The sequence below is a fragment of the Niveibacterium sp. COAC-50 genome, assembly GCF_013184235.1.
In the GTDB taxonomy this organism is placed as follows: domain Bacteria; phylum Pseudomonadota; class Gammaproteobacteria; order Burkholderiales; family Rhodocyclaceae; genus Niveibacterium; species Niveibacterium microcysteis.
Genome location: NZ_JABCJM010000006.1, coordinates 187,563 through 207,835, shown reverse-complemented (window position 1 = coordinate 207,835; position 20,273 = coordinate 187,563). Strand labels below are relative to the sequence as shown.

General features: G+C 62.3%; 16 protein-coding genes. 12 read left to right on the top strand and 4 right to left on the bottom strand.

The window, feature by feature from the left end:
- Nucleotides 1-47 precede the first annotated feature (47 nt).
- From HH302_RS19360 to HH302_RS19350, 3 genes are all read right to left on the bottom strand, one after another.
- Nucleotides 48-2,771, bottom strand: coding sequence for an alpha-amylase family glycosyl hydrolase (locus tag HH302_RS19360; protein WP_216661990.1), 2,724 nt, complete (start codon nucleotides 2,769-2,771; stop codon nucleotides 48-50).
- 149 nt (nucleotides 2,772-2,920) lie between these two features.
- Entirely contained in the window at nucleotides 2,921-4,816 is a 1,896-nt protein-coding gene (locus HH302_RS22540; protein ID WP_216661989.1) for a glucan 1,4-alpha-maltotetraohydrolase domain-containing protein, read from the bottom strand.
- A gap of 187 nt (nucleotides 4,817-5,003) precedes the next feature.
- Nucleotides 5,004-6,269 (bottom strand): glucan 1,4-alpha-maltotetraohydrolase domain-containing protein, encoded by a 1,266-nt coding sequence (locus tag HH302_RS19350; RefSeq protein WP_172204139.1) that lies wholly within the window; start codon nucleotides 6,267-6,269, stop codon nucleotides 5,004-5,006.
- A 595-nt stretch (nucleotides 6,270-6,864) separates the two neighbouring features.
- On the opposite strand from HH302_RS19350, the gene HH302_RS19345 reads away from it, so the two are divergent.
- Genes HH302_RS19345 through mnhG form a run of 6 tightly spaced genes read left to right on the top strand, consistent with a single transcriptional unit; the run spans nucleotide 6,865 to nucleotide 12,437 of the window.
- Nucleotides 6,865-9,606 carry a monovalent cation/H+ antiporter subunit A gene (locus HH302_RS19345; RefSeq protein ID WP_172204137.1) on the top strand — a complete coding sequence of 914 codons (2,742 nt, stop codon included), beginning with the start codon at nucleotides 6,865-6,867 and terminating at the stop codon, nucleotides 9,604-9,606.
- Entirely contained in the window at nucleotides 9,603-9,935 is a 333-nt protein-coding gene (locus tag HH302_RS19340; protein ID WP_172204135.1) for a Na+/H+ antiporter subunit C, read from the top strand. The genes HH302_RS19345 and HH302_RS19340 overlap by 4 nt, the downstream gene beginning before the upstream one ends.
- Before the next feature lie 4 nt (nucleotides 9,936-9,939).
- Nucleotides 9,940-11,388: a proton-conducting transporter membrane subunit gene (locus HH302_RS22810; protein WP_172204133.1), complete on the top strand. Its 1,449-nt coding sequence runs from the start codon at nucleotides 9,940-9,942 to the stop codon at nucleotides 11,386-11,388.
- Entirely contained in the window at nucleotides 11,385-11,867 is a 483-nt protein-coding gene (locus HH302_RS22805) for a Na+/H+ antiporter subunit E (RefSeq protein ID WP_172204131.1), read from the top strand. Before HH302_RS22810 ends, HH302_RS22805 begins: the two co-directional genes overlap by 4 nt.
- On the top strand, nucleotides 11,864-12,148 hold the full coding sequence (locus HH302_RS19325) for a monovalent cation/H+ antiporter complex subunit F (protein ID WP_172204129.1): 285 nt from the start codon (nucleotides 11,864-11,866) through the stop codon (nucleotides 12,146-12,148). The genes HH302_RS22805 and HH302_RS19325 overlap by 4 nt, the downstream gene beginning before the upstream one ends.
- A complete protein-coding gene (gene mnhG, locus HH302_RS19320) occupies nucleotides 12,132-12,437 on the top strand; it encodes a monovalent cation/H(+) antiporter subunit G (protein ID WP_172204119.1) in 306 nt (101 codons plus the stop codon). Before HH302_RS19325 ends, mnhG begins: the two co-directional genes overlap by 17 nt.
- A 4-nt stretch (nucleotides 12,438-12,441) precedes the next feature.
- Here mnhG and HH302_RS19315 read toward each other — a convergent pair whose 3' ends face one another.
- Nucleotides 12,442-13,200, bottom strand: a complete 759-nt coding sequence (locus HH302_RS19315) for a PEP-CTERM/exosortase system-associated acyltransferase (protein WP_172204117.1) — start codon at nucleotides 13,198-13,200, stop codon at nucleotides 12,442-12,444.
- Between the two features lie 154 nt (nucleotides 13,201-13,354).
- Between HH302_RS19315 and HH302_RS19310 the strand changes: the two genes are divergently transcribed.
- The 6 genes from HH302_RS19310 (at nucleotide 13,355) to HH302_RS19285 (ending at nucleotide 20,268) form a co-directional block, all read left to right on the top strand.
- A complete protein-coding gene (locus HH302_RS19310) occupies nucleotides 13,355-14,221 on the top strand; it encodes a ThiF family adenylyltransferase (RefSeq protein WP_172204173.1) in 867 nt (288 codons plus the stop codon).
- A gap of 244 nt (nucleotides 14,222-14,465) precedes the next feature.
- Nucleotides 14,466-15,362, top strand: coding sequence for a PEP-CTERM sorting domain-containing protein (locus HH302_RS22355; RefSeq protein ID WP_371814742.1), 897 nt, complete (start codon nucleotides 14,466-14,468; stop codon nucleotides 15,360-15,362).
- A gap of 163 nt (nucleotides 15,363-15,525) precedes the next feature.
- Nucleotides 15,526-16,149 (top strand): XrtA/PEP-CTERM system exopolysaccharide export protein, encoded by a 624-nt coding sequence (locus tag HH302_RS19300; protein WP_172204115.1) that lies wholly within the window; start codon nucleotides 15,526-15,528, stop codon nucleotides 16,147-16,149.
- Nucleotides 16,150-16,183: 34 nt separating this feature from the next.
- Nucleotides 16,184-17,737 carry an XrtA system polysaccharide chain length determinant gene (locus HH302_RS19295; protein WP_172204113.1) on the top strand — a complete coding sequence of 518 codons (1,554 nt, stop codon included), beginning with the start codon at nucleotides 16,184-16,186 and terminating at the stop codon, nucleotides 17,735-17,737.
- Nucleotides 17,738-17,747: 10 nt separating this feature from the next.
- Entirely contained in the window at nucleotides 17,748-18,692 is a 945-nt protein-coding gene (locus HH302_RS19290) for an XrtA-associated tyrosine autokinase (protein ID WP_172204111.1), read from the top strand.
- Nucleotides 18,661-20,268 (top strand): TIGR03016 family PEP-CTERM system-associated outer membrane protein, encoded by a 1,608-nt coding sequence (locus tag HH302_RS19285; RefSeq protein WP_172204109.1) that lies wholly within the window; start codon nucleotides 18,661-18,663, stop codon nucleotides 20,266-20,268. Before HH302_RS19290 ends, HH302_RS19285 begins: the two co-directional genes overlap by 32 nt.
- The last annotated feature ends 5 nt before the right edge of the window (nucleotides 20,269-20,273 follow it).

Genomic DNA, 20,273 nt, shown 5'->3' with positions numbered 1-20,273 from the left:
ATCGGCCGGGCAATGCCCGGCCGTTTTGCTTGATGCGCGCAGCGGTGTTACTTCGTGAGCACCGTCACTGCCGTGCCTTCGGCGACCACCGTGCCGCTCACCGTGCGTGGCGCAACCGAGGCGTCTGACTTTTCAGCCTTCACCGTCCACGTGCCGGCGGGCAGCGCGTGGGTGTAGTTGTCAGACGAGTTCTCGATCACGATGGTGTCGGTGACGCCGCAGCCGCTGATCGTGTTGACCACTACGCCATAGCGCGGGCGCGTCGTCGTTACGCAGCTGCTGATCGCGTCCCACGAGGTGAGGCGCAGTGCCGGGGTGGCCTTGCGCAGGTTCACCATCTGCTTGTAGTAGGCGAACACGTCGGCGTTATCGACCTTCCACTGCCAGTTGATCTGGTTTACCGAGTCCGGCGACTTGTAGCTGTTCGCGTCGCCCCCCTTGGTGCGCAGCAGCTCTTCGCCGCCGTGCAGGAAGGGGATGCCCTGTGCAGTGAGTACCACGCCGTTGGCGAAGTCCTGAATGCGGCGCAGGTAGCTCGCGTTGGTGACGCCGTTGAGCGTGCCCCATGCAAGGATCTTGTCGCGCAGCGTCAGGTTGTCGTGGGCGGAGACGTAGTTGATCGACTGCTCCGGGTCCATCGCGAACATCGGATCCCAGGTGTCGATCGTGATGTTGGCGTCCTTCGTCGCACGGATCGCGCCACGGCTACCGACCTGGATGCGCCAGGTGTCCGGGTTGGCGTTGAACGCGAAGCAATCGCCCGCGTTGCAGCCACCGTTGTCGTTCTGGCCCTTGATCGCCTCGCGGAACTTCGAATTGAACACGCCGACATGGCTGTTCCAGATGCGGCCGATCGTACCCAGGCGCACCCGCTGCGCTTCCTTCGTATCGGTGGCGTAGCCATTCCACGGCTCGCCGTAGATCAGCAGGTTGCGGTCCGGGAACTTGGTGTTCAGGTTGTCCGCCCATTTCTGCACTTCGGCGTAGCTGAAGATGCCGATCAGATCGAAGCGGAAGCCGTCGATGTTGTACTCGCGCGCCCAGTATTCGAGCGAATCCTGGATCATGCGGCTGACCATCGGCTGGTCTGCGTCGATCGAGTTGCCGGTACCCGAAAGGTCGGTCGCGGTGTAGTACTTGCTCGTGATCGGATCGAACATCTCCTTCGCGAAGGTGTGGTTGTAGACCACGTCCATCACGACGCGAATGCCTGCCTTGTGGAAGGCGTCCACCATCTGCTTGAACTCTTTCGCCCGGTTCACGTAATCGAAGGGCGTCAGCGAATAGCGCTCTTCCGGCACGTTGTAGTTGCGCGGGTCGTAGCCCCAGTTGTAGCAGGCGGTGTCGGTGACCAGCGGGCAGGAGCCGAAGTCATACACCGGCATCAGCTGGACATGGGTGACGCCGAGTTCCTTCAGATGGTCGATGCCGGTCTTCACACCGCTGAAGGTGGTGCCCGCTTCGACCATGCCGAGGAACTTGCCCTTGTTCGCGGCCGATACGCCGGAGTTGGCGCTGATCGTGAAATCGCGGACATGCGTCTCGTAGATGATCGCGTCTTCACGATTGGTCAGCGCTGGCCGGGCGGCCCAGCCGGTGGCGAGCGCGCTGGTGCTCATGTCCATCACGATGTTGTTGTTCGTGTTGGGTTCGACCATTTTGCCGTAGGGGTCGCGCACCGATACGCCGTTCACCAGGAAGGAATACTTCTTCAGGTGTTGGTTGCCGGCTACCGAGACCTGATAGACGTCGCTGTATCCGTTGAAGTCGGCGACCCGTTTCATCGGGTAGCTGACGCCATCGAGTACCAGCTTTACATCGGTCTTGTCGGGCGACCAGAGCGAGAACACTGTCTTCGTCGCAGACCATTCGGCGCCGAGCGTCGTGGCTTCCGAGGCCGGCAGCGTGCCGCAGCTGGCCACCGGGGTGGCAGTGATGGCCTTGGTGTCGCTGTAGAAATCGATCGTGTAGCTCTTCGGGCTCGTCACGGCGTAGTCGGTGGCCGGGAAGGCCTGCGTCCAGTCGCCGTAGCGGTCGATCTTGAAGCGCGCGCCGCCGCCACTGTCGCCGCCGGCGAAGTACTGGCAGGTCTGGTAGTGCGTGCCGCCCAGCGCCGTCATCTGGGTCTTGCCCCAGGCGTTCGCCGTGCCGCGGAAGTACCACTCCGGGGGGGCGGCGGGCGTGACCACCGCGAGGCTGCTGCTCCAGGGGGATACGTTACCGGCTGCGTCAAACGCCGCCACCGCGTAGCTGTAGGCGCTTGAAGCCGCTACGGTGGTGTCGGTGAACGATGGGGAGGTCGTGGTGCCGATCTGGGCGCCGTTGCGGGCGACCTTGTAGCCGGCCACACCCACGTTATCGGTCGAGGCTGTCCAGCTCAGCGCGACGCTGTTGTAGTTCACCGTGCTGCTGGTCGGCACCCCGGGCGTTGTCGGCGGCTGGGTATCCGGCGCACAGCTCGCCACGGGGGTAACGCTGATCGCGTGGGTGTCGCTGTAGAACTTGATCGTGTAGCTGGTGTTGGCCGACACGCCGTAGTCGGCGGACGGATAGGCCTCGGTCCAGGTGCCGGTTCGGTCGATCTTGAAGCGCGGGCCGCCGTTGGCGTCGCCGGTCGTGAAGCTCTGGCAGGTCTGGTAGAGCGTACCGCCCATGGCGGTCATCGCGGTGGTGCCCCAGGCGTTGGGGGTGCCGCGGAAGTACCAGTCTGCGCTGGCTGCGAAAGGTGCTGCCGCAGCGCTGAGCAGCAGCAACGTTCCAATGGGTCTCAACACAGTCATCTCCTCGTAGATGCGCCGCACCGGGTGGTGTGGCGTTCGCTGCGAACGCGGCGGCGCGGAACTTGGGGGGCGCCGCTGCGCGGGTGGGCGAAAAAAAAGCGGGGCGATCAAGTCGCCCCGCGTTTGCTGCTGAAACTGCTTTAGAACTTGAAGTTGCCGTCAGCGCGCGATGCGGTGCAGGGCGACACGGTCGTCGTCGTGAACTCGCGGTTGCCGCTGCTGGTGGTCTGGTTGCTTTCCCAGACGGTGGCGCCAGTGCTCGGGTTGTACTTCACGTACTTGTATTGCGTGGCGGCGCCGGCCGGCAGATTCACCGTGCCGGACCAGGTCGCGTTGGCACCCGTGCCCTGGATCGTCAGCGCGAACGAGGATGCCGGCGACCAGTTGCCGATGGCAGTCTGGTTGCCAACGACATACAGGTTCTGGCCGACCACCGTGTTGGCGTTGGCGATGCTGAAGGTCACTGCCACCGAAGTGCAACCGGTGCCGCCATTCGGCGTAGTGACCGACAGTGCCGGCGAGCTGTAGGCCGACGTGTTACCCGCGGCGTCATACGCCTGCACCGCATAGGTGTAGGTGGTGTTGGCGACTGCAGTGTTGTCGGTGTAGCTGGTGCTCGTCGTGGTGCCCAGCGCGGTGCCGTTACGTGCGACGCGATAGCCGGTGACAGCCACGTTGTCGGTCGAAGCGGTCCAGGTCAGCGGCACGCTGGTCGCGGTGACGGTGCCCTTGGCGAGGTTGGTCGGCACCGTCGGCGCTTGCGTGTCGCCACCACCAGACTTCCACACGGCGTAGTTGGCGCCGGAGGCAACCTGCGTCCAGGTGCCCGAAGGCGCCCAGCTGTTCGGGCCGATCTTCATCGCCAGCTGATAGTTCGTGCCAGTGATGATTGCCGCGTAGAGGCCGGTGACTGCCTGCTGGATCGAGACTGCGGAGGTCGAGGTGATACCGGCCGCCTTGCGTGCATCGATCAGCGCCTTGATGTCAGCCTTCAGGCCCCAGTTGTACACGTGCGGGTAGTACACCGTCGGCACGCCCGGGTGGGTCAGGATGTAGGCGTAGCCCTGCATCACCTTGTCGCACGGCACCGGCCAGTGGTTCTGGCCAACCGAGCACGATTCCGACGGGCCGGTATCGTGGTTGTCGACGAAGGTGATCATCTTCATTGGCCACCAGCCGATGCCGCCGGCCGGCTTGCTGCTGCTGTCCTTGAGGCGGTAGTACTCGTTCGCCGACAGCGCCTGGTTCAGCAGGCCCTTGGTCGTGAAGTCGAATGCGCCGCACTTGCCGCTCGAACCGTCGACGTAGTTCATCAGCAGTTGGCGATGGGCATCGACGTTGTTGTAGTCGAGGTTGGTCCACACTTCGCCGACGCAGAAGTCAGCCGCCATTGCATCCTGGTACATGCCGGCGTAGCTGGCGCCATAGCCCTTCGAATAGTCGAAGCGGATGCCGGTGAAGCCGGCACCTTTGAGGCGCGACGACAGCCAGGTCTTGATGTCGTTCTGGACGAAGGTCTGCGTATGGTCGATATCGCGTGCAGCGGCGTAGCCGTCACCAGTGTCGGCATTACCGCATTTGCCGGTCCACTCGTCACTATTGACGACGGCGCGGCAATCCCAGGTCGGGTTGGTGAAATCGGCCCACCCTGCAGTGCCGACACGATGGTTGATCACCACGTCGACAACGCTCTTGATGCCCTGTGCGTTCAGCGCCGAAGTCGCTGCGGTCAGCGCGGTCTCGGTGCCGTAGCTGGAGTTCAGCACGTTGAGCTGGCGCGGCAGATAGCCCTGCGTGGATGCCGCGTCCGAAGGCGGCGGGAACCAGACATGAGTAATCCCTAGCGCCTTCAGGTCGGCAGCCTTCGACTGCAGATCGGCATACCAGCTGCCGTTGGCGGAATTCCAGTGGAAACCCTGGAACAGGATCGCCGAGCTGGCCTTGTCCTGTTCGGTGGCGGCCTGTGCGGAGGAAAGGCAGGCCAATGCACTGCTGACTGCAAGCGCCGTGAGGGCGACGCGGTGATGCACCTTCATGGGTAAGTCTCCTTCGTGTGTGACAAGAGCCCGAACGTCATGCGTCTTGCGCGAGGCACAAGGTGCCGGGGGCGCGCGGCGGACGCTGACGTCGGCCTGGTATTGGGCTGCGCGACATTGGCGCAGCCTCGTTAATGCAAGTTTCAATGGCCCGGGCGGGGCAGGCGCTACACCCGGGCCGCGCCGCTTACTGCTTCCAGACGGCGTAGTTGGTGCCGGAGGTCAGCAGCGTCCAGCCCGTGCCGGGCGACCAGCTGTTCGGGCCGATCTTCATCGCAAGCTTGCCGGTGGTGCCGGTGATGATTGCGGCGTAGAGGCCGGTGGTGGCCTGCTGGATCGAGACGGCCGACGTCGACGTCACACCGGCGGCGGTGCGGGCCTGGATCAGCGACTTGATGCCGGCGCGCAGGTTCCAGTTGTAGACGTGCGGGTAGTAGACCGTCGGGATGCCCGGGTGGGTCAGGATGTAGGCGTAACCCTGCATCACCGAACCGGCCGGAACCGGCCAGTGGTTTTGACCGGTGGTGCTGGTTTCCGACGGGCCGGTGTCGTGGTTGTCCACGAAGGTCACGGACATCTGGCCCCACCAGCCGATCGCACCGGCCGGCTTGCCTGCGCTGTCCTTCAGGCGCCAGTAATCATTGTTGTTGAGCACCTGCACCAGCAGGCCGTGGGTGGTGAAGTCGAACGCCGCGCAGGTGTTGCCGGTGCCGTTGATGTAGTTCATCAACACTTGGCGATGCGCGTCGACGTTGTTGTAGTCCAGGTTGGTCCACACTTCGCCAACGCAGAAGTCGGGCGCGAAGGCGTCGTGATAGAGCTTGGCGTAGCTGGGGGCGTAGCCCTTCGAGTAGTCATAGCGAATACCGGTGAAGCCGTCGGCCTTCAGCTTGGCCATCCAGGCCTTGATGTCGGTCTGCACAAAAGCCTGGCTGTGGTCGACGTCGCGTGCGGATGCGTAGCCGTCACCCGAATCTGCGTTGCCGCACTTGCCGGTCCACTCGTCGTTGTTGACGACCGCGCGGCAATCCCAGGTGGGGTTCGTGAAGTCGGCCCAGTTCGCCGTACCGACACGATGGTTGATCACGATGTCGGCGATCGACTTGATGCCCTGGCCTTTGAGTGCGTTGACGGCATTCTTCAGATCGGTCTCGGTGCCGTACTTGTTGCTCAGGATGTTGAGCTGGCGCGGCAGGTAGCCGTTCGCGTCAGCCGAGTCCGATGCCGGCGGGAACCAGACGTGGGTGATGCCCAGGTCCTTGAGGTCGGCAGCCTTGCCGCCGAGCGTCTGCAGCCAGTTCGGGCCGGTGTAATTGGGGGAGTTCCAGTGAAAACCTTGCAGCAGGATTGCTTTGCTGGCGCCAGCCTGTTGGGTTGCGGCGGTGGCGGAAGAGGTGGCAAACGCACCGGCGAGCGCGAGCGCAACGCCCAGTACGCGGAATTGCTGTTGCATCCAAATCTCCTTTGGTGTCGATTGTTTCGACGGCAGCGGGCGGGCGTTGTCGCCTTGACCGCATGCACGCCTGTGGATTCGGGCTGTGCGGCATTGGCACAACCTCGTCATGCAACACTGCGGGCGAACCAAATCGCCTGCAGCGGGTCGGTTATTCAGGGTGTCGGTCTGGTGGCGGTGCGTGGCCCGGAATGGGCGGCACGGCCGAGCTGCACGGTTGCAGCAAGACGCTGATGGCGGGTGGGCTGATGCGACGGCCCATGCATGGCCGACTGCGTCGCGCGGTAACGCTCAAGCAACATTGATGACACTCCGACTTGTTGCCGGCCCTGTCTGGTATCCGCACTCACGTCGCGCAGCCGGGCTCTTGGAGCCTGACCCGTGTGTGCAAACAGGGCATCGGGTGACAGCCCTCACGGGAGCCGTCTTTATGGTCTCATTAGTAAATATCGTAAATCCGAAAAAAGCAAGTAAATTCCTTTGTCATATCTGCGCACTTGTGGCGGCTTGGTTTGACTGGGCCGGTGTGCCAGCGCCTTTAAGGCAGCTAAGATCCGCCCTGGCTGTCCGTCGTTTGTCGCGCTAACGGAGACGCATGACCCTAATTTTCATGGCCCTGCTGCCCTGGTGTGCTGCACTGCTGGTGTCGCGTCTGCGCAACGGTGGCGCCGCCTTTGCACTGGCAGCATCGTCCGCTGTGGCGCTGCTGGCCCTCTTGGCAAAGACAGCTCCCGGGGTGCTTGCCGGCGCCCCGCTCAAGGTGGCCATCGAGTGGCTGCCTGCACTGGGCGTATCGGCGACCTTGCGGCTCGACGCCCTGGCATGGCTTTTCGCAGCGCTGGTGTGCGGCATCGGCGCGCTGGTCATGCTCTACGCCCGCTACTACCTTGCCGGTGACACACGCCTGCCGCGGTTCTTTGCGTTGCTGTGCGCGTTCATGGGGGCGATGCTGGGCGTCGTCCTGGCTGGCGACCTCGTGTTGCTGGCGTTGTTCTGGGAACTGACCAGCGTAGCGTCGTTCCTGTTGATTGCCTTCAATGCGCCCGATCGAGGCGCGGTCCGGGGCGCGCGGGTTTCCCTGTCGGTCACGGCGCTTGGCGGCGTGGCATTGATGGCCGGCGTCGTGCTGATCGGGCGTGTGGTCGGCAGCTACGACCTCGACATCGTGCTGCGCAGCGGCGAACTGTTGCGGGCCGATGCTGCCTATCCGTGGATCCTCACCTGTGTGCTGCTGGCCGCATTCACCAAATCGGCGCAGTTTCCATTCCAGTTCTGGCTGGCGCGCGCGATGGCGGCGCCGACGCCAGTCTCGGCTTATCTGCATTCGGCCACGCTCGTAAAGGCCGGGATCTTCCTGCTTTTGCGCTTCTATCCGGCGCTGGCCGGCACGGAGGCTTGGTTTTTCGCTGTGAGTACGGTTGGCGCGACCACCTTGTTGCTGGGCGGCGTGGCTGCTGTCTTCCAGCATGACCTGAAGGGTCTGCTGGCGTATTCGACGATCAGCCATCTCGGACTCATCACCTTGTTGATCGGTTTTTCGGCCGATACCGCGATCGTTGCGGCGGTGTTCCATGTGATCAACCACGCGACCTTCAAGGCCTCGCTGTTCATGGCCGCAGGCATCGTGGATCACGAGTGCGGCACGCGCGATCTGCGCAAAGTGAACGGCCTTTGGCGCTACATGCCGCTTACCGGCTCGCTGGCCATCGTCGCTGCGGCTGCCATGGCGGGCGTGCCTTTGCTCAACGGCTTCCTCTCGAAGGAGATGTTCTTTGGCGAGGCGTTGGCACTGGAAGGGCATGACCCCGTCGCCTTCTTCGCGCCACTGGCGGCGCTGCTGGCAGGGGCGGCCGGGGTGGCCTACTCATCTCGCTTCATCCACGATGTTTTCTTCAACGGCGAGCCGGTCGGCCTGCCGCGCACGCCGCACGAACCGCCGCTCTGGATGGCGCTGCCGGTCGCCATCCTCGTGGTGATCTGCGTCGCAGTCGGGTTTATGCCGCAACCCATCCTCGGCCAGCCGCTGGCTGCCGCCGCACGAGCTGCAATTGGTGGCTCGCTTCCCGAGTACTCGCTTGCGCTGTGGCATGGTTTCAACGCACCCCTGGCGATGAGCGCAGTGGCGCTGATTGCGGGCGTCGCGATCTACGCTGGCTTGATGCGTGGGCGCTGGTTGCATGGCCAGGCTAACCCGACGCCGACCGGTTACCTCGCTTTTGAGCGCACCTTGCTGGCGTTTGCGCGCAGTGGGCGGATGTTGGTGCGGCAAATGCGGGGCGACCGCCTGCGCCTGCAGATGGCCATCCTGGCGTTCGCCGCGGTGCTCGCGGCAGCTTTACCGCTGGTTTCAGGCGGTTTCGTTGCGCACTGGCCGGCCTTTTCCGGGGTGACCGTGACAGGCGCGTGGATGATCTGGACGGTCGGAATCGTTTTCGCGGTTGCTTCGGTGAGTACCCGAGTGCGGCCGGTCACGGTATTGCTGTTCTTGGGGGCGGTGGGCCTGGCTGTTGCGATTGCCTTTGCGGGCTTGTCGGCCCCTGATCTGGCGCTGACTCAATTGTTCGTTGAAGTCGCGACGGTGCTCTTACTGCTGCTGGCTCTCGAACGCTTGCCGGTCGAGGCGCCAAGAGTGCGCCGACTCGCCGTGCGGATGCGCTACATCGCCTTGGCCGTGGCCGGCGGCGGCGGCGCTGGGTGGCTGGCGTGGGAAGCGATGCAGCGCAAGCCCGAGGTCATATCCGACTATCACCTGACGCACGCCGTGAGCGGGGCTGGTGGCACCAACGCGGTCAACGTGATCATCGTTGACTTCCGTGGCTTCGACACCCTGGGTGAGATCACCGTTCTGGCCGCAGCGGCGCTGATCGTGTGGGCCTTCCTGGCTCGCGAGCGGGCTGGCGTGCTGGGGCGTTTCCGCGGCTCATTCATGTTGCCGCTGGCAGTTCGGCTGCTCATGCCCTGCGTGGGCCTTGTTGCTGCCTACCTGTACCTGCGGGGCCACAACCTGCCTGGCGGTGGCTTCGTGGCCGGTTTGCTGTTGGCCATCGGCTTGGTGCTTGAGGCGCTTGCCCTCGGAACCTGGCGCTCGCCGCACGCACGGCCGGTGCGCTGGTTGGCGTCCGGTCTGGCGATCGCGGGGCTGACCGGCGCGGCGAGTTTGCTGGTGGGCTATCCCTTCCTCACCAGCGCCTTTGGCCACCCGGTGTTGCCCTGGGTGGGCGAGGTTCCGCTTGCGAGCGCGGCAGCCTTCGATCTGGGGGTCATGGCTGTGGTGGTCGGCGCCACGCTGATGTTGATCCTGGCCTTTGCCTTTGGCCGCAAGGAGTCCGCCCGATGACGCTTGAACTGATGCTTGCATCGGCAATCGCCGTGCTGGTCGCGTGCGCGCTGTATTGCCTGATGCGTGGCCGGGTGTTCGACATGATCGTGGGCATCACGCTGCTGTCCTACGGTGTGAACCTGTTCCTCTTTGCCATGGGGCGTCCGGCAGCCAACAAGCCGCCGATCGTGCCGGGGCAGGGCGCCGTCACCCTGAGCGCGCATGTCGATCCGCTGCCACAGGCTTTGGTGCTGACAGCCATCGTGATCGGGTTTGCGATGACCGCGTTGGTCGTGGCGCTCGCCATCAAACGCGCGCGGCCCAGTGCCGACGCGGCGGAGGGCTGAGCCGGTGGCGTTTCTTTCCAGCGCCCATCTCACGATTGCGCCGGTCGCGTTGCCGCTGTTGTCGGCGATCCTGACACTCGCGCTGCCGCGTTTCGGCCGCACTTTGAGTGTGCTTGGTGCGCTGGCAACGCTCGCTGCCGCCATGGCGCTCGTCACCCAGGCAGCATCCGGCAACGATGCGGTCTATCTGTTGGGCAACTGGCAAGCGCCATTCGGCATCGCGTTGCTCGCGGATCGGCTGAGCGCATGGGCCGTGCTGGCTACAGCGTGGGTGCTCTTTGGCGTGCTGGTGTTCATCGTCGGGGGAGACCAGGACCGCGCCGCGTTTACACACCCCTTGTTCCATGTGCTGTGGATGGGTGTCAACGGGGCTTTCCTGACTGCTGACGTCTTCAACCTCTTCGTGTTTTTCGAGGTCATGCTTGTTGGGTCGTACGGCTTGGCTCTGCTGGGTGCGGGGCCGCGCGAAGCGGCCGCGACCTTGCGTTACGTCGCGATCAATCTGGCCGGATCCGCGCTGTTCCTGATCGCTGCGGGCTTGCTCTACGGCGTTGCGGGGAGTTTGTCCTTTGCCGATCTAGCTCAGCGTTTGCCGGCACTTGCGCCGGCCGACCAGCCGCTCGCGCGCGCCGGTGCGGGTCTGTTGGCGGTGGTATTTCTGCTCAAGGCCGCGGCGCTGCCGCTCAGCGCCTGGCTTCCGCAAACCTATGGCCGGATCTCGCCGGTATCGGCGGCGGCGTTTACCTTGCTGACCAAGCTCGGCGCCTATTCGCTACTTCGCATAACGTCGCTCTGGGGTCCGGCGCTTGACGACGGTAGCTTTTCGAACTGCGTGCTGCTCGCCGGTGTTGGCACGATGCTGTTGGCGGGTTTTGGCGCGCTTGCGAGCCTCTCGCTCACTCAAGTCGCTACATGGGGTGTCCTTGGGTCGAGTGGGTTCTTGCTGATTGTCTTCAACGTCGGATCCTTGCAAACGCTTGCGGCAGGGTTGATGTACTTGCCTGCGAGCGCGGCCAGTGCCAGTGCGTTGTACTTGGTGGCGGATCTGCACGCCCGCGGCCGTCTCGGCAACGCAAAACTCTGGTTGCTCGCCGCTGCCGTGTGCGCTGGTGGGCTGCCGCCGGCCGCGTCGTTCCTTGCAAAGATCCAGGCGCTGCATGGGTTGCTGGCGTCCTCCGCCTTCGCGTGGGTTACGGTCGCGTTGCTGCTGGCCAGTCTCATGCTGGTGATCGGTTTTGCCCGCGCCGGCCTGAGGGCTGCAGGTGCGGTGGGCGGGCCGGCGCACTGCGTCGAACGTCTAGCCTTGCTCTGGCTGTGTGGCGGTGTGGTGGCGCTCACCGTCTTTGCTGCGCCGGTGCAGCGATATGCCTTGGCCGCGGCAGCGGGGCTTGCCAGCCCGAACGCCTATGTTCGCGCTGTGCTTGGTGCCCGCCCCGTCGGGGTGATGCCGTGACGGCCCGGCGCGTGTCGATCGCGTGGGTGATCGGCCTCTGGGCCGGCTGGCTGTTGCTGCAAGGCGATGCCTCCGTTGGCAACATGTTGCTCGGCCTTCCCTTGGCCTACCTGATTGCGTATTGGCTTGCCCCCAAGCGTGCGCTTCAATCGCACATTCGGATCGTGCCCGTCATTCGGTTGATAGGTCGCGTGGCGTGGGACATTCCGGCGTCGAATCTCGCCGTGGCTTGGCTGGTCCTGACGCGCCCAGACCACCTGAAGCCCGCGTGGATCAGCGTGCCGCTCGCGTTGCCGGACGACGTGCGGGTGCAGGCATTGGCAGCGATCGTGTCGCTAACGCCGGGAACTCTGTCGGTCGACTACGATGTCAAGACGGCGCGGCTCCAGGTGCATGTGCTGGATACCGACGACGCAGAAGCCGTGGCTCAGACGATCAAGACGCGCTATGAATCCTTGCTGTTGGAGATCTACGCATGACCGCACAGGTTCTGCCGTTCGCCGCGCTTGCCTATCTGCTTGCCCTGCTGCTCTGCGGTGTCCGCCTTCTGCGCGGGCCTGCGGCACACGACCGCGTGTTGGCACTTGATACGCTTTACGTTGTGGCGCTGTCGCTGATTGCAGTGCTCGGCATGAGCTCGGGCAATCCGTTCAATTTCGAGGGCATGCTCGCCATCGCAATGCTTGGCTTTGTCGGCACCGTGACGGCGGCCCGTTATCTGATTCGTTCGCGGGGAGGGCGCGATGCCGATCTGGGCTGATGCTATCGTCGCCGTGCTGTTGGTGGTGGGCGGCTTCGCTGCCTTGGTTGGGGCCTGGGGCCTCGTGCGGCTACCCGAATTCATGCTGCGGCTGCATGCGCCAACGAAGGCGGCCACGCTTGGTGCCGGTTGCGCGTTGGCTGCGCTGGCAATCCACTTTTACTTCCTTGATGGCCCGCTCAGCCTGCGCTACCTGATACCGCTTGGCTTTGTCTTCATCACAGCGCCGGTCAGCGCTCACATGCTGGCGCGTGCGGCTTCGGCCGACTCCAGGCGCGACGACGCGTGACCGCCTAACGCCCCGCCGCGGCGTAAGCCCGCGCTATCGACGCGTCTACGACGTCATACAGCGGCCGCATCATCGGCTTCAAGTCGCGTTTGATCACGGCCGGCCGCAGGTATGACGGCACGCGTTTGCCGCGGTGTTCGATCGGTCCGCCGATCTGGCGGATATCGAAACCAATCCGCGCGAAGTGCATCGCCAGCCGAGGCTCGGTCAGCACGAACAAGTGGTCGATGCCTTCCCGCAGCGAAATGACGACGCACGCGAGGTACAGACTCACCGGGATAAATGGGAAGCGAGGCGTTGCGCCGCCCGAGCGGAAGTCGTCGTCACTGATCGACACCGGCTTGTCCTGCTCATCTTTCCGGCGCCGGAAGTCGGAGACCACGGCCAATCTGGACACCTCGGCAATCGCCGAGCGGGGGAGTTCTGCCGGATCGATCACCGAGCGATCGAGCGTCGCGGCACAGTATTTCTCGAACGGGAGCGGCGCTGTCGGATCGTCCGGATTGGCCAGGATCATCCGAGTGCAGCCAACCGGCCGCGCATGCTCGCCGCGCGTCCGCAGTACGCAATGCAGGGACTGGGCGTCGTAGTCATCCGTCTCCTCACGGTTCGCCCGCTCGTCCTCGAAGTGCAGATCCTTGCAATACACCTCATGGCGAACGTAAAACGCCTCATGCCGAACCGCGTCGTCGAGCGCCGGAACGATCTCGAAATACTTGCTGAAGCTATCACCCAGATTGCCTGGAACCAGTTCGGCTGACATCTTTGTCTCCGTGCCTGCGGAAGCTCTGTTGTGCCAATCGCCGGGCGTATTGCCTTAATGCGCCGCTAACGTGAGGCTATGATGACGTGAGCGCCTATGTGCTTGCCGGCCTGTGCGGCTGATTACTTGAGGAGCGTCAGAAATGAATCAAAGTATGGCGTCAGGTTTTGATTACGACAACGCGTTCTCGCGCAACCTCGGCTGGACGACCGAAGCCGAGCAGGCTCGGTTGCGTAACGCGCGCGTTGCCGTCGCGGGTCTCGGGGGGGTCGGAGGCTTCCACGTCACGACGCTCGCGCGTCTTGGGGTCGGCAAGTTCTCGATCGCTGATTTCGACGCCTTCGACTACCCGAACTTCAACCGTCAAGCCGGTGCCATGGTCAGCACCGTTGGCAAGCAAAAAGCGGAAGTCATCACTGCGATGACCAAGGACATCAATCCTGAGGCCGACATCCGCGTGTTTCCGAAGGGCGTCGATGAGTCGAACATCGAGGCCTTTCTGGACGGGGCATCGGTCTATGTCGATGGCCTCGACTTCTTTGCCTTCAAGGCTCGCCAGCTCGCTTTCGCGACTTGCCACCGGCTCGGCATACCGGCAGTGACTGCTGCTCCGCTCGGGATGGGAACCTCAGTGCTGGTGTTCTTGCCGGGTGGCATGAGTTTTGAGGACTATTTTGGCTTCGAGGGGCGATCCGACACTGAAAAGGCGCTTCGCTTCCTGGTTGGGCTTGCCCCTCGTCGTTTGCACAACGACTACCTGGTTGAGCCGAACCGTATCAGTCTCAAGGATCGCAAAGGGCCGTCCACCGTCATGGGTTGCATGCTGTGCGCTGGCGCCGCTGCAACCGAGACACTCAAGCTGATCCTCAATCGCGGCGGCGTCCGCGGCGCGCCGTGGGGTTATCACTTCGATGCCTACACCAACCGCTTGGTGCGCACCTGGCGACCCGGTGGGCATCGGAATCCCTTGCAGCGCTTGGCGATCCGCATCGGCGCGCGCATGTTGGCCAAGTCCGCTTAGCCTGCGATCCGGTGGGTGTCGGCAGGCCTTACAGCCACCGGATTTGAACTTGAGCGTGATCTGTCGAGCGCGGTTTTTGAGCTCTCTAAGTGTTTGATAAATCAAAGAATCGCAAGATCGGCTAAAACGTGGCACACCGGTTGCTTATAGCTCTACGACGGGCGAACTGGCCCCGATCGATAGAGATAACTGAAAGGAAGCAACCGTGAAACTGACTAAGCTCTCAAAGATTGCTGCGTCGTTGGTGCTCGTCGGTGCGGCTGCGCAAGCGGTCGCGGGTCCGGTGTACATCAACCGTGGTGCAAGCATCTTCGGTGACGGCAAAACCGGTGAAATCACTCAACTCGGTCTGACGGGTAGCCTTGCTACCTCGATTTACGAGCCGGTGGTTCCTGGCGGCCCGATCGGCCCCGGCGCCAAGATTTACGATACGAACATCAAGTCGATTCTGAATAGCTTCGGTGTTGTGGGTACGACGACCGCGGCTTCGATCAACGGCACCCCGGGTGTCAAGATCACTGATACTGCATCTTCTGGCCAGCGCAATATTGATGCGCTCAACCCGCTTGATCCGCTGACGGATGACACCGAGGGTTTCAACACCCCGGGTGGTTGGGGCATGAGCTTCAACTACTACTTCACCGGTGGCATTAGCGCTGGCGGTACGCCGTATTTCAACGGTGGTTATTTCGACCTCTTCTACGTCAGTGGCGATGCCAACAATGGCAAGCAGCTTCTGCACATGAAGGTGAATGGTTCGGATATCGCTGCGGCTAACTTGGATGTGATGGGCACCTTTACGTTCGACTTCAATGGTGATGGCGACATCACCGATGCGAACGAAACTGCTGATCCGTTTGTGGCTGGTTTCTGGAACGACATTCTGTCGGGCAAGACCTTTGCGGAGGTTGAAGGTGACAAGGGTGTGCTGTCTTGGACGCTCGACACGAACGTTGATCCGCCGCTGCCGACCCCGTCGCAGCTGCGTGCCTTCGTTGGTGCCGATGGGAAAACCCGCTACGTTCGCCAGTCGCAACTCGACTCGTCGATCGACTTCGAAGTTCCGGAGCCGGGCACCCTGTCGCTGCTGGGTCTGAGCATGCTCGGGCTGGCTGCCGGTGCACGTCGGAAGATGAAGTAACAAGTAGCTTCGCATCAAGCAAAGCGGAACGGCCCGAAAGGGCCGTTCCGCTTTTTTGCGGTCGACAAACTGAACCGTGTCATTTTTGGCGCATCCACTGGCGGGGCTCGCGTACCATCGTCCAGGCGTTTGCGTGTTTGTGCTCGTTCATTGGGGGGTCGTCATGGCTCGCGGTACTCTTGTCAAAGCGTCTTGGTTTGCATGTGTTGTGTCCGCTCTTGCGTTGTTCGTCAGCGGGTGTGCTACTCAGTACCCGCCAGCGCCAAGCGGCGCTGTGGCCTCGGACTACAACTATCTGATCGGTGCTGGCGACATGCTGAGCGTTGTCGTGTGGCGCAACCCGGAGTTGTCGATGGGGGTTCCTGTTCGGCCTGATGGCAAGATCACGACCCCGCTGGTTGAGGATCTGCCTGCAATGGGCAAGGATCCCTCAACGCTTGCTCGTGACATCGAGAAGCAGCTAGCCAAGTACATTCGGGATCCGATTGTCACCGTTGTGGTGACGGGTTTTGTCGGGCCCTACAGCGAGCAGATCCGGGTTGTCGGCGAGGCGGCCAAGCCGCAGATCCTCCCGTACAAACAGAAGATGAGTCTTCTTGACGTCATGATCGCCGTGGGCGGTATCACTGACTTCGCGGACGGCAACAAGGCAAGCATTTTGCGCACTGCCGAAGGTGGCAAGCAGTACAGCGTTCGCTTGAAGGATCTGCTCAAGCGTGGCGACGTTTCCGCGAACGTGGATATGCGCCCGGGTGACGTTCTGATCATTCCCCAAGGCTGGTTCTAAGCACGTCTCGCGCTCATTCGACAGGTCGTACAAATTGGAAGAACTTCTCGCAAGTGCAATAGCTCACGCCCGCGGAATGTGGCGGTATCGCTGGTGGGGCTTGCTCGCGGCCTGGATCGGCGGTGTCGTACTGGCCGTGGTGGTGATGCTGATCCCCGACAAATACGAGGCACGCGCTCGCGTGTTCGTCGACACACAGTCGGTGTTGAAACCGCTCATGCAAGGTTTGGCGGTCCCAACCAACGTTGAGCAGCAGGTCACGATTCTGAGTCGGACGCTGATTAGCCGACCCAACGTTGAGAAGCTGATCCGGATGGCGGACCTTGATCTGGACGTCAAGACCCGTGAGCAACGTGAGGTGTTGATCGATGACCTGATCAAACGTCTTCAGGTCACCGGGGCCGGTCGCGACGATCTTTTTGTGCTCACCTTTAAGGACACAAATCCGGAACGCGCGAAGCGCGTTGTGCAAGCGTTGGTTTCGATCTTCGTCGAATCCGGTCTTGGCGATAAGCGTAAGGATTCCGATGAGGCGCGCCGCTTCATCGAAGAGCAGATCAAGAGTTACGAAACGAAACTGGCTGACGCCGAGAATCGCCTGAAGGAATTCAAGCTCAAGAACCTTGCGTTGTTTGGAGACTCCGGAAAAGACGCTGTTTCGCAGATTGGCGATCTAACAGCCAAGCTCAATCAGGCCAAGCTCGAACTTCGCGAGGTTCAGAACTCGCGCGATGCGCTCAAGCGTCAGCTCGCAGGCGAAGACCCGGTTTTCCTGCCTGATAGCGGCCAGGCCTCGGCCGGTAGCATCTCCATCCCGGAGATCGACGGTCGTATCGACGCCATGAAGAAACAACTGGATGCACTGCTCCAGCGCTACACCGACCAACATCCAGACGTCGTCGGGACGCGTCGGGTCATCGAGCAGCTTGAGGCGCAGAAGAAGCAAGAGGTGGAGTCACGTCGCAAGAGCGGTGGCATGTCTGGTTCGCTTGGGGCTAACCCCGTTTATCAGCAGCTCAAGCTATCGTTGAGCGAGGCGGAGGCAAACGTGGCTTCGCTGCAGACGCGCGTTGCTGAGTACGAAGCGCGCCTCGGTGCCATGCGCGGCTCGCAGCGCATGCTGCCCGAGATGGAGGCCGAGTTCGCGCAACTTAACCGTGACTACGAGATCAACAAGAAGAACTACGAGAGTTTGGTCTCTCGTCGTGAGGCAGCCAACATGTCGGTGGAGATGGATGCCTCGTCCGGTGTGGCCGAATTCCGCTTGATCGATCCCCCGTCTGTCCCAAGCAAGCCCGCGGCGCCGAATCGTGCCCTCTTGATGCCAGCTTCGGGTCTGGTATCGCTCGCGATCGGGCTGCTCGTTGCGTTCCTTGTGTTCCAGGTCCGTCCGATCTTCTTTGACGGCCGTGCCTTGCGTGACGTGACGGGGCTCCCGGTACTGGGCGTCGTTACGATGATCGACACCCCGGTACGGGCGAAGCGCGAACGCATGCAATCCATTTACTTTGCTGGTGGCCTTTTGTCGCTCGTCGGTGTTTTTGCGCTGATGACGGCGGTTCTGGCGCTTCGGGCATTCGGTCTTTAAAGGGGCTGCTATGAGCATCATTGAAAAAGCAGTCGAGCGTCTCGATCAGCTCAAGCGAGCCGGTCTTGATGTAGGGGACGATGCCGTGGCGCGGCCAGAGGCCCCGGTCGCGCAGCCGAGTGTGGTTGCTTCGGCAGCGACTCAACTGCCGCCGACGCCAGTGCCGGTGCCCGAGGCCGAACCGGCGCGCGAACGCCGCACGGTGCACATCGACCTGGACCGACTTGGCGCGCTTGGTTTCGTGTCGCCGTCCAAACCGAACAGCCCTATTGCCGAGCAATACCGGATCATCAAACGCCCAGTGCTGCGCAACGCGCAGGGCAAGGGTGCCGCTCCGATCGAGAACGGCAATCTGATCATGGTGACGAGTTCGGTGCCGGGTGAAGGTAAGAGCTTCTCGGCTATCAACCTCGCGATATCGATGGCCATGGAACTCGACCACACCGTGCTGCTGGTCGACGCCGACGTTTCAAAGCCGTCGGTTCTGGCTGCACTGGGCCTGCCAGCCTCGTCGGGCATGATGGATGTGCTCCAAGGGCATGAGTCTTCGATCGGCGACGTGATGCTGCATACGAACATCGCGAAGCTCACGATTCTGCCTGCTGGCCGGCCGCAGCAGCGCGCAACCGAAATGCTCGCCAGCGATGCCATGAACGCGCTGCTCGAAGAACTTGCGACACGCTACAAGGACCGAATCGTCATCTTCGACTCGCCGCCGGTTCTGGTAACGACCGAAGCGCGCGCGTTGGCCACGCATATGGGACAAGTGATTGTCGTGGTGGAGTCCGAGCGCAGCACGCATGCAATGGTCAAGCAGTCGCTGGCGACGCTGGAGGCGTGTCCGGTCAAGTTGATGCTGCTGAACAAGGTTCGTCAGCAATCGTCGTCGGGTCACTACGGTGTCTACGGCTATGGATACGGCTATGGCTACGGCAAAAATGAGGCTGGCTCGTAAGCCGCTTTCGCTGTGTGTCCTGGCAGCCTTTGTGGGTGCCGTTCCCGCCATGGCGGTGGCGGACTATGCATCCACAGGGCTGTTCAATGCTGCGACCCCCCAGGGCGGGGGCTTTGCAGGGGAAGGGCCGTCGAACAACTGGCGGATCGAGCCGACACTGGGCGTGGGGCTGACTTGGTCCGACAACGTTCGCTTGTCCAACGAAGGCAAGCACGTCGCGGATTGGTCTTTGCGCGTCGAGCCGGGCTTTGCGACCAGTGGCCGTACCAGCCGTTCTTACGGCTCGTTCCGCGCAAGCGTGAATGCGAACGTCTATGCGAGCGAAGATTCGCTCAACCGGACGAACCTGAACATGTATGGCACCGGTACGGTCGATTTGTATGAGCGGAAACTGCTGCTCGACGCGAGTGCAACTGCAAGTCAGGAGCAAATCACAACGCTTGGGGCGCCGGCAGGGGGCGCAGCCTACAACCCGAACAACGCAACGCAACTCACGACGTTTTCGCTGAGCCCGTACTTTCGTTGGCAGTGGGGCGCGCGTGAGAACGGCGAGATCCGATACCGCGCCACGTTGAGCGATTCGTCGAACAGTTTTCTAAACAACAGCTTGCGCCAGGATTTAAGTCTTGTGGTCGGAAATGGTGCAAGCCCTGATCCTCTCGGCTGGTTTTTGACAGGGAATCACTCCGTTACTCGCTACGACGCAGCGAATGACTCAAAGATGTCTGACGCGAGGTTGTACGGCATCTACGCACTTGACGCTCTGTTCAAGCTGCGAGCAGATGTTGGTTACGAGCGGAACAACTTTGTGTCTTTCGGCGGTGAGGAGCAGAAGATTTACGGCGCCGGCTTTGAATGGACCCCGTCGCCGCGAACGCGAGTCGCAGGTATGACCGAGAAGAGGTTTTTCGGGAACGGTTACAACTACGAAATCAACTGGCGCGGCCCGCTTAGCGCGATTTCTGCGACGTTTGTTCGCGACGTCACCACGACGTCTTCGACTTTGAGCGGGGGGCAGCTTCTCGGATTGTTGATCGCCTATGCGGATTCCTATGCAAAGGAGGTCGAGGATCCTGCTGAGCGTTTGCGGCGGGCTGCGAAGGTTTGGGTCGATCGAGGATTGCCGACGGAAATTGGCGCCAGTACAACGTTTGTGACTCGTAGTTATTATCTAGAAAAGCGCGCGCAGATAAGCGCTGCAACCAATGGTGCGCGCAACGGTCTTGCGTTGTCACTTATCTATACCGATCGGCGTCGCCTCGTGGATCCCGCGCTGCTCGTGCCGGGTGATCAGTTGGCGAACTTCGATGTCGTTGAAGACATGGGTGGAACGCTGGTGTTCAACCATCGCTTAACGCCAATCAGCAATCTCACCGCCTTGCTTGGGGCGAGCCGTTCAAACGGCGAGACCTTGGGTTTGACGACGACAACACGGCGCCGCGACGCGTCCCTGTCGGGCAGCACCTCGTTCGGCCAGAGCATCATCGGATCGGTGAGCTATCGATACCAAGCGAGCCGTGGTGCCTCCAGCTACGACGAGAACTCGGTCGCCGCGACGCTCGGCATGCGTTTCTGAGGTTT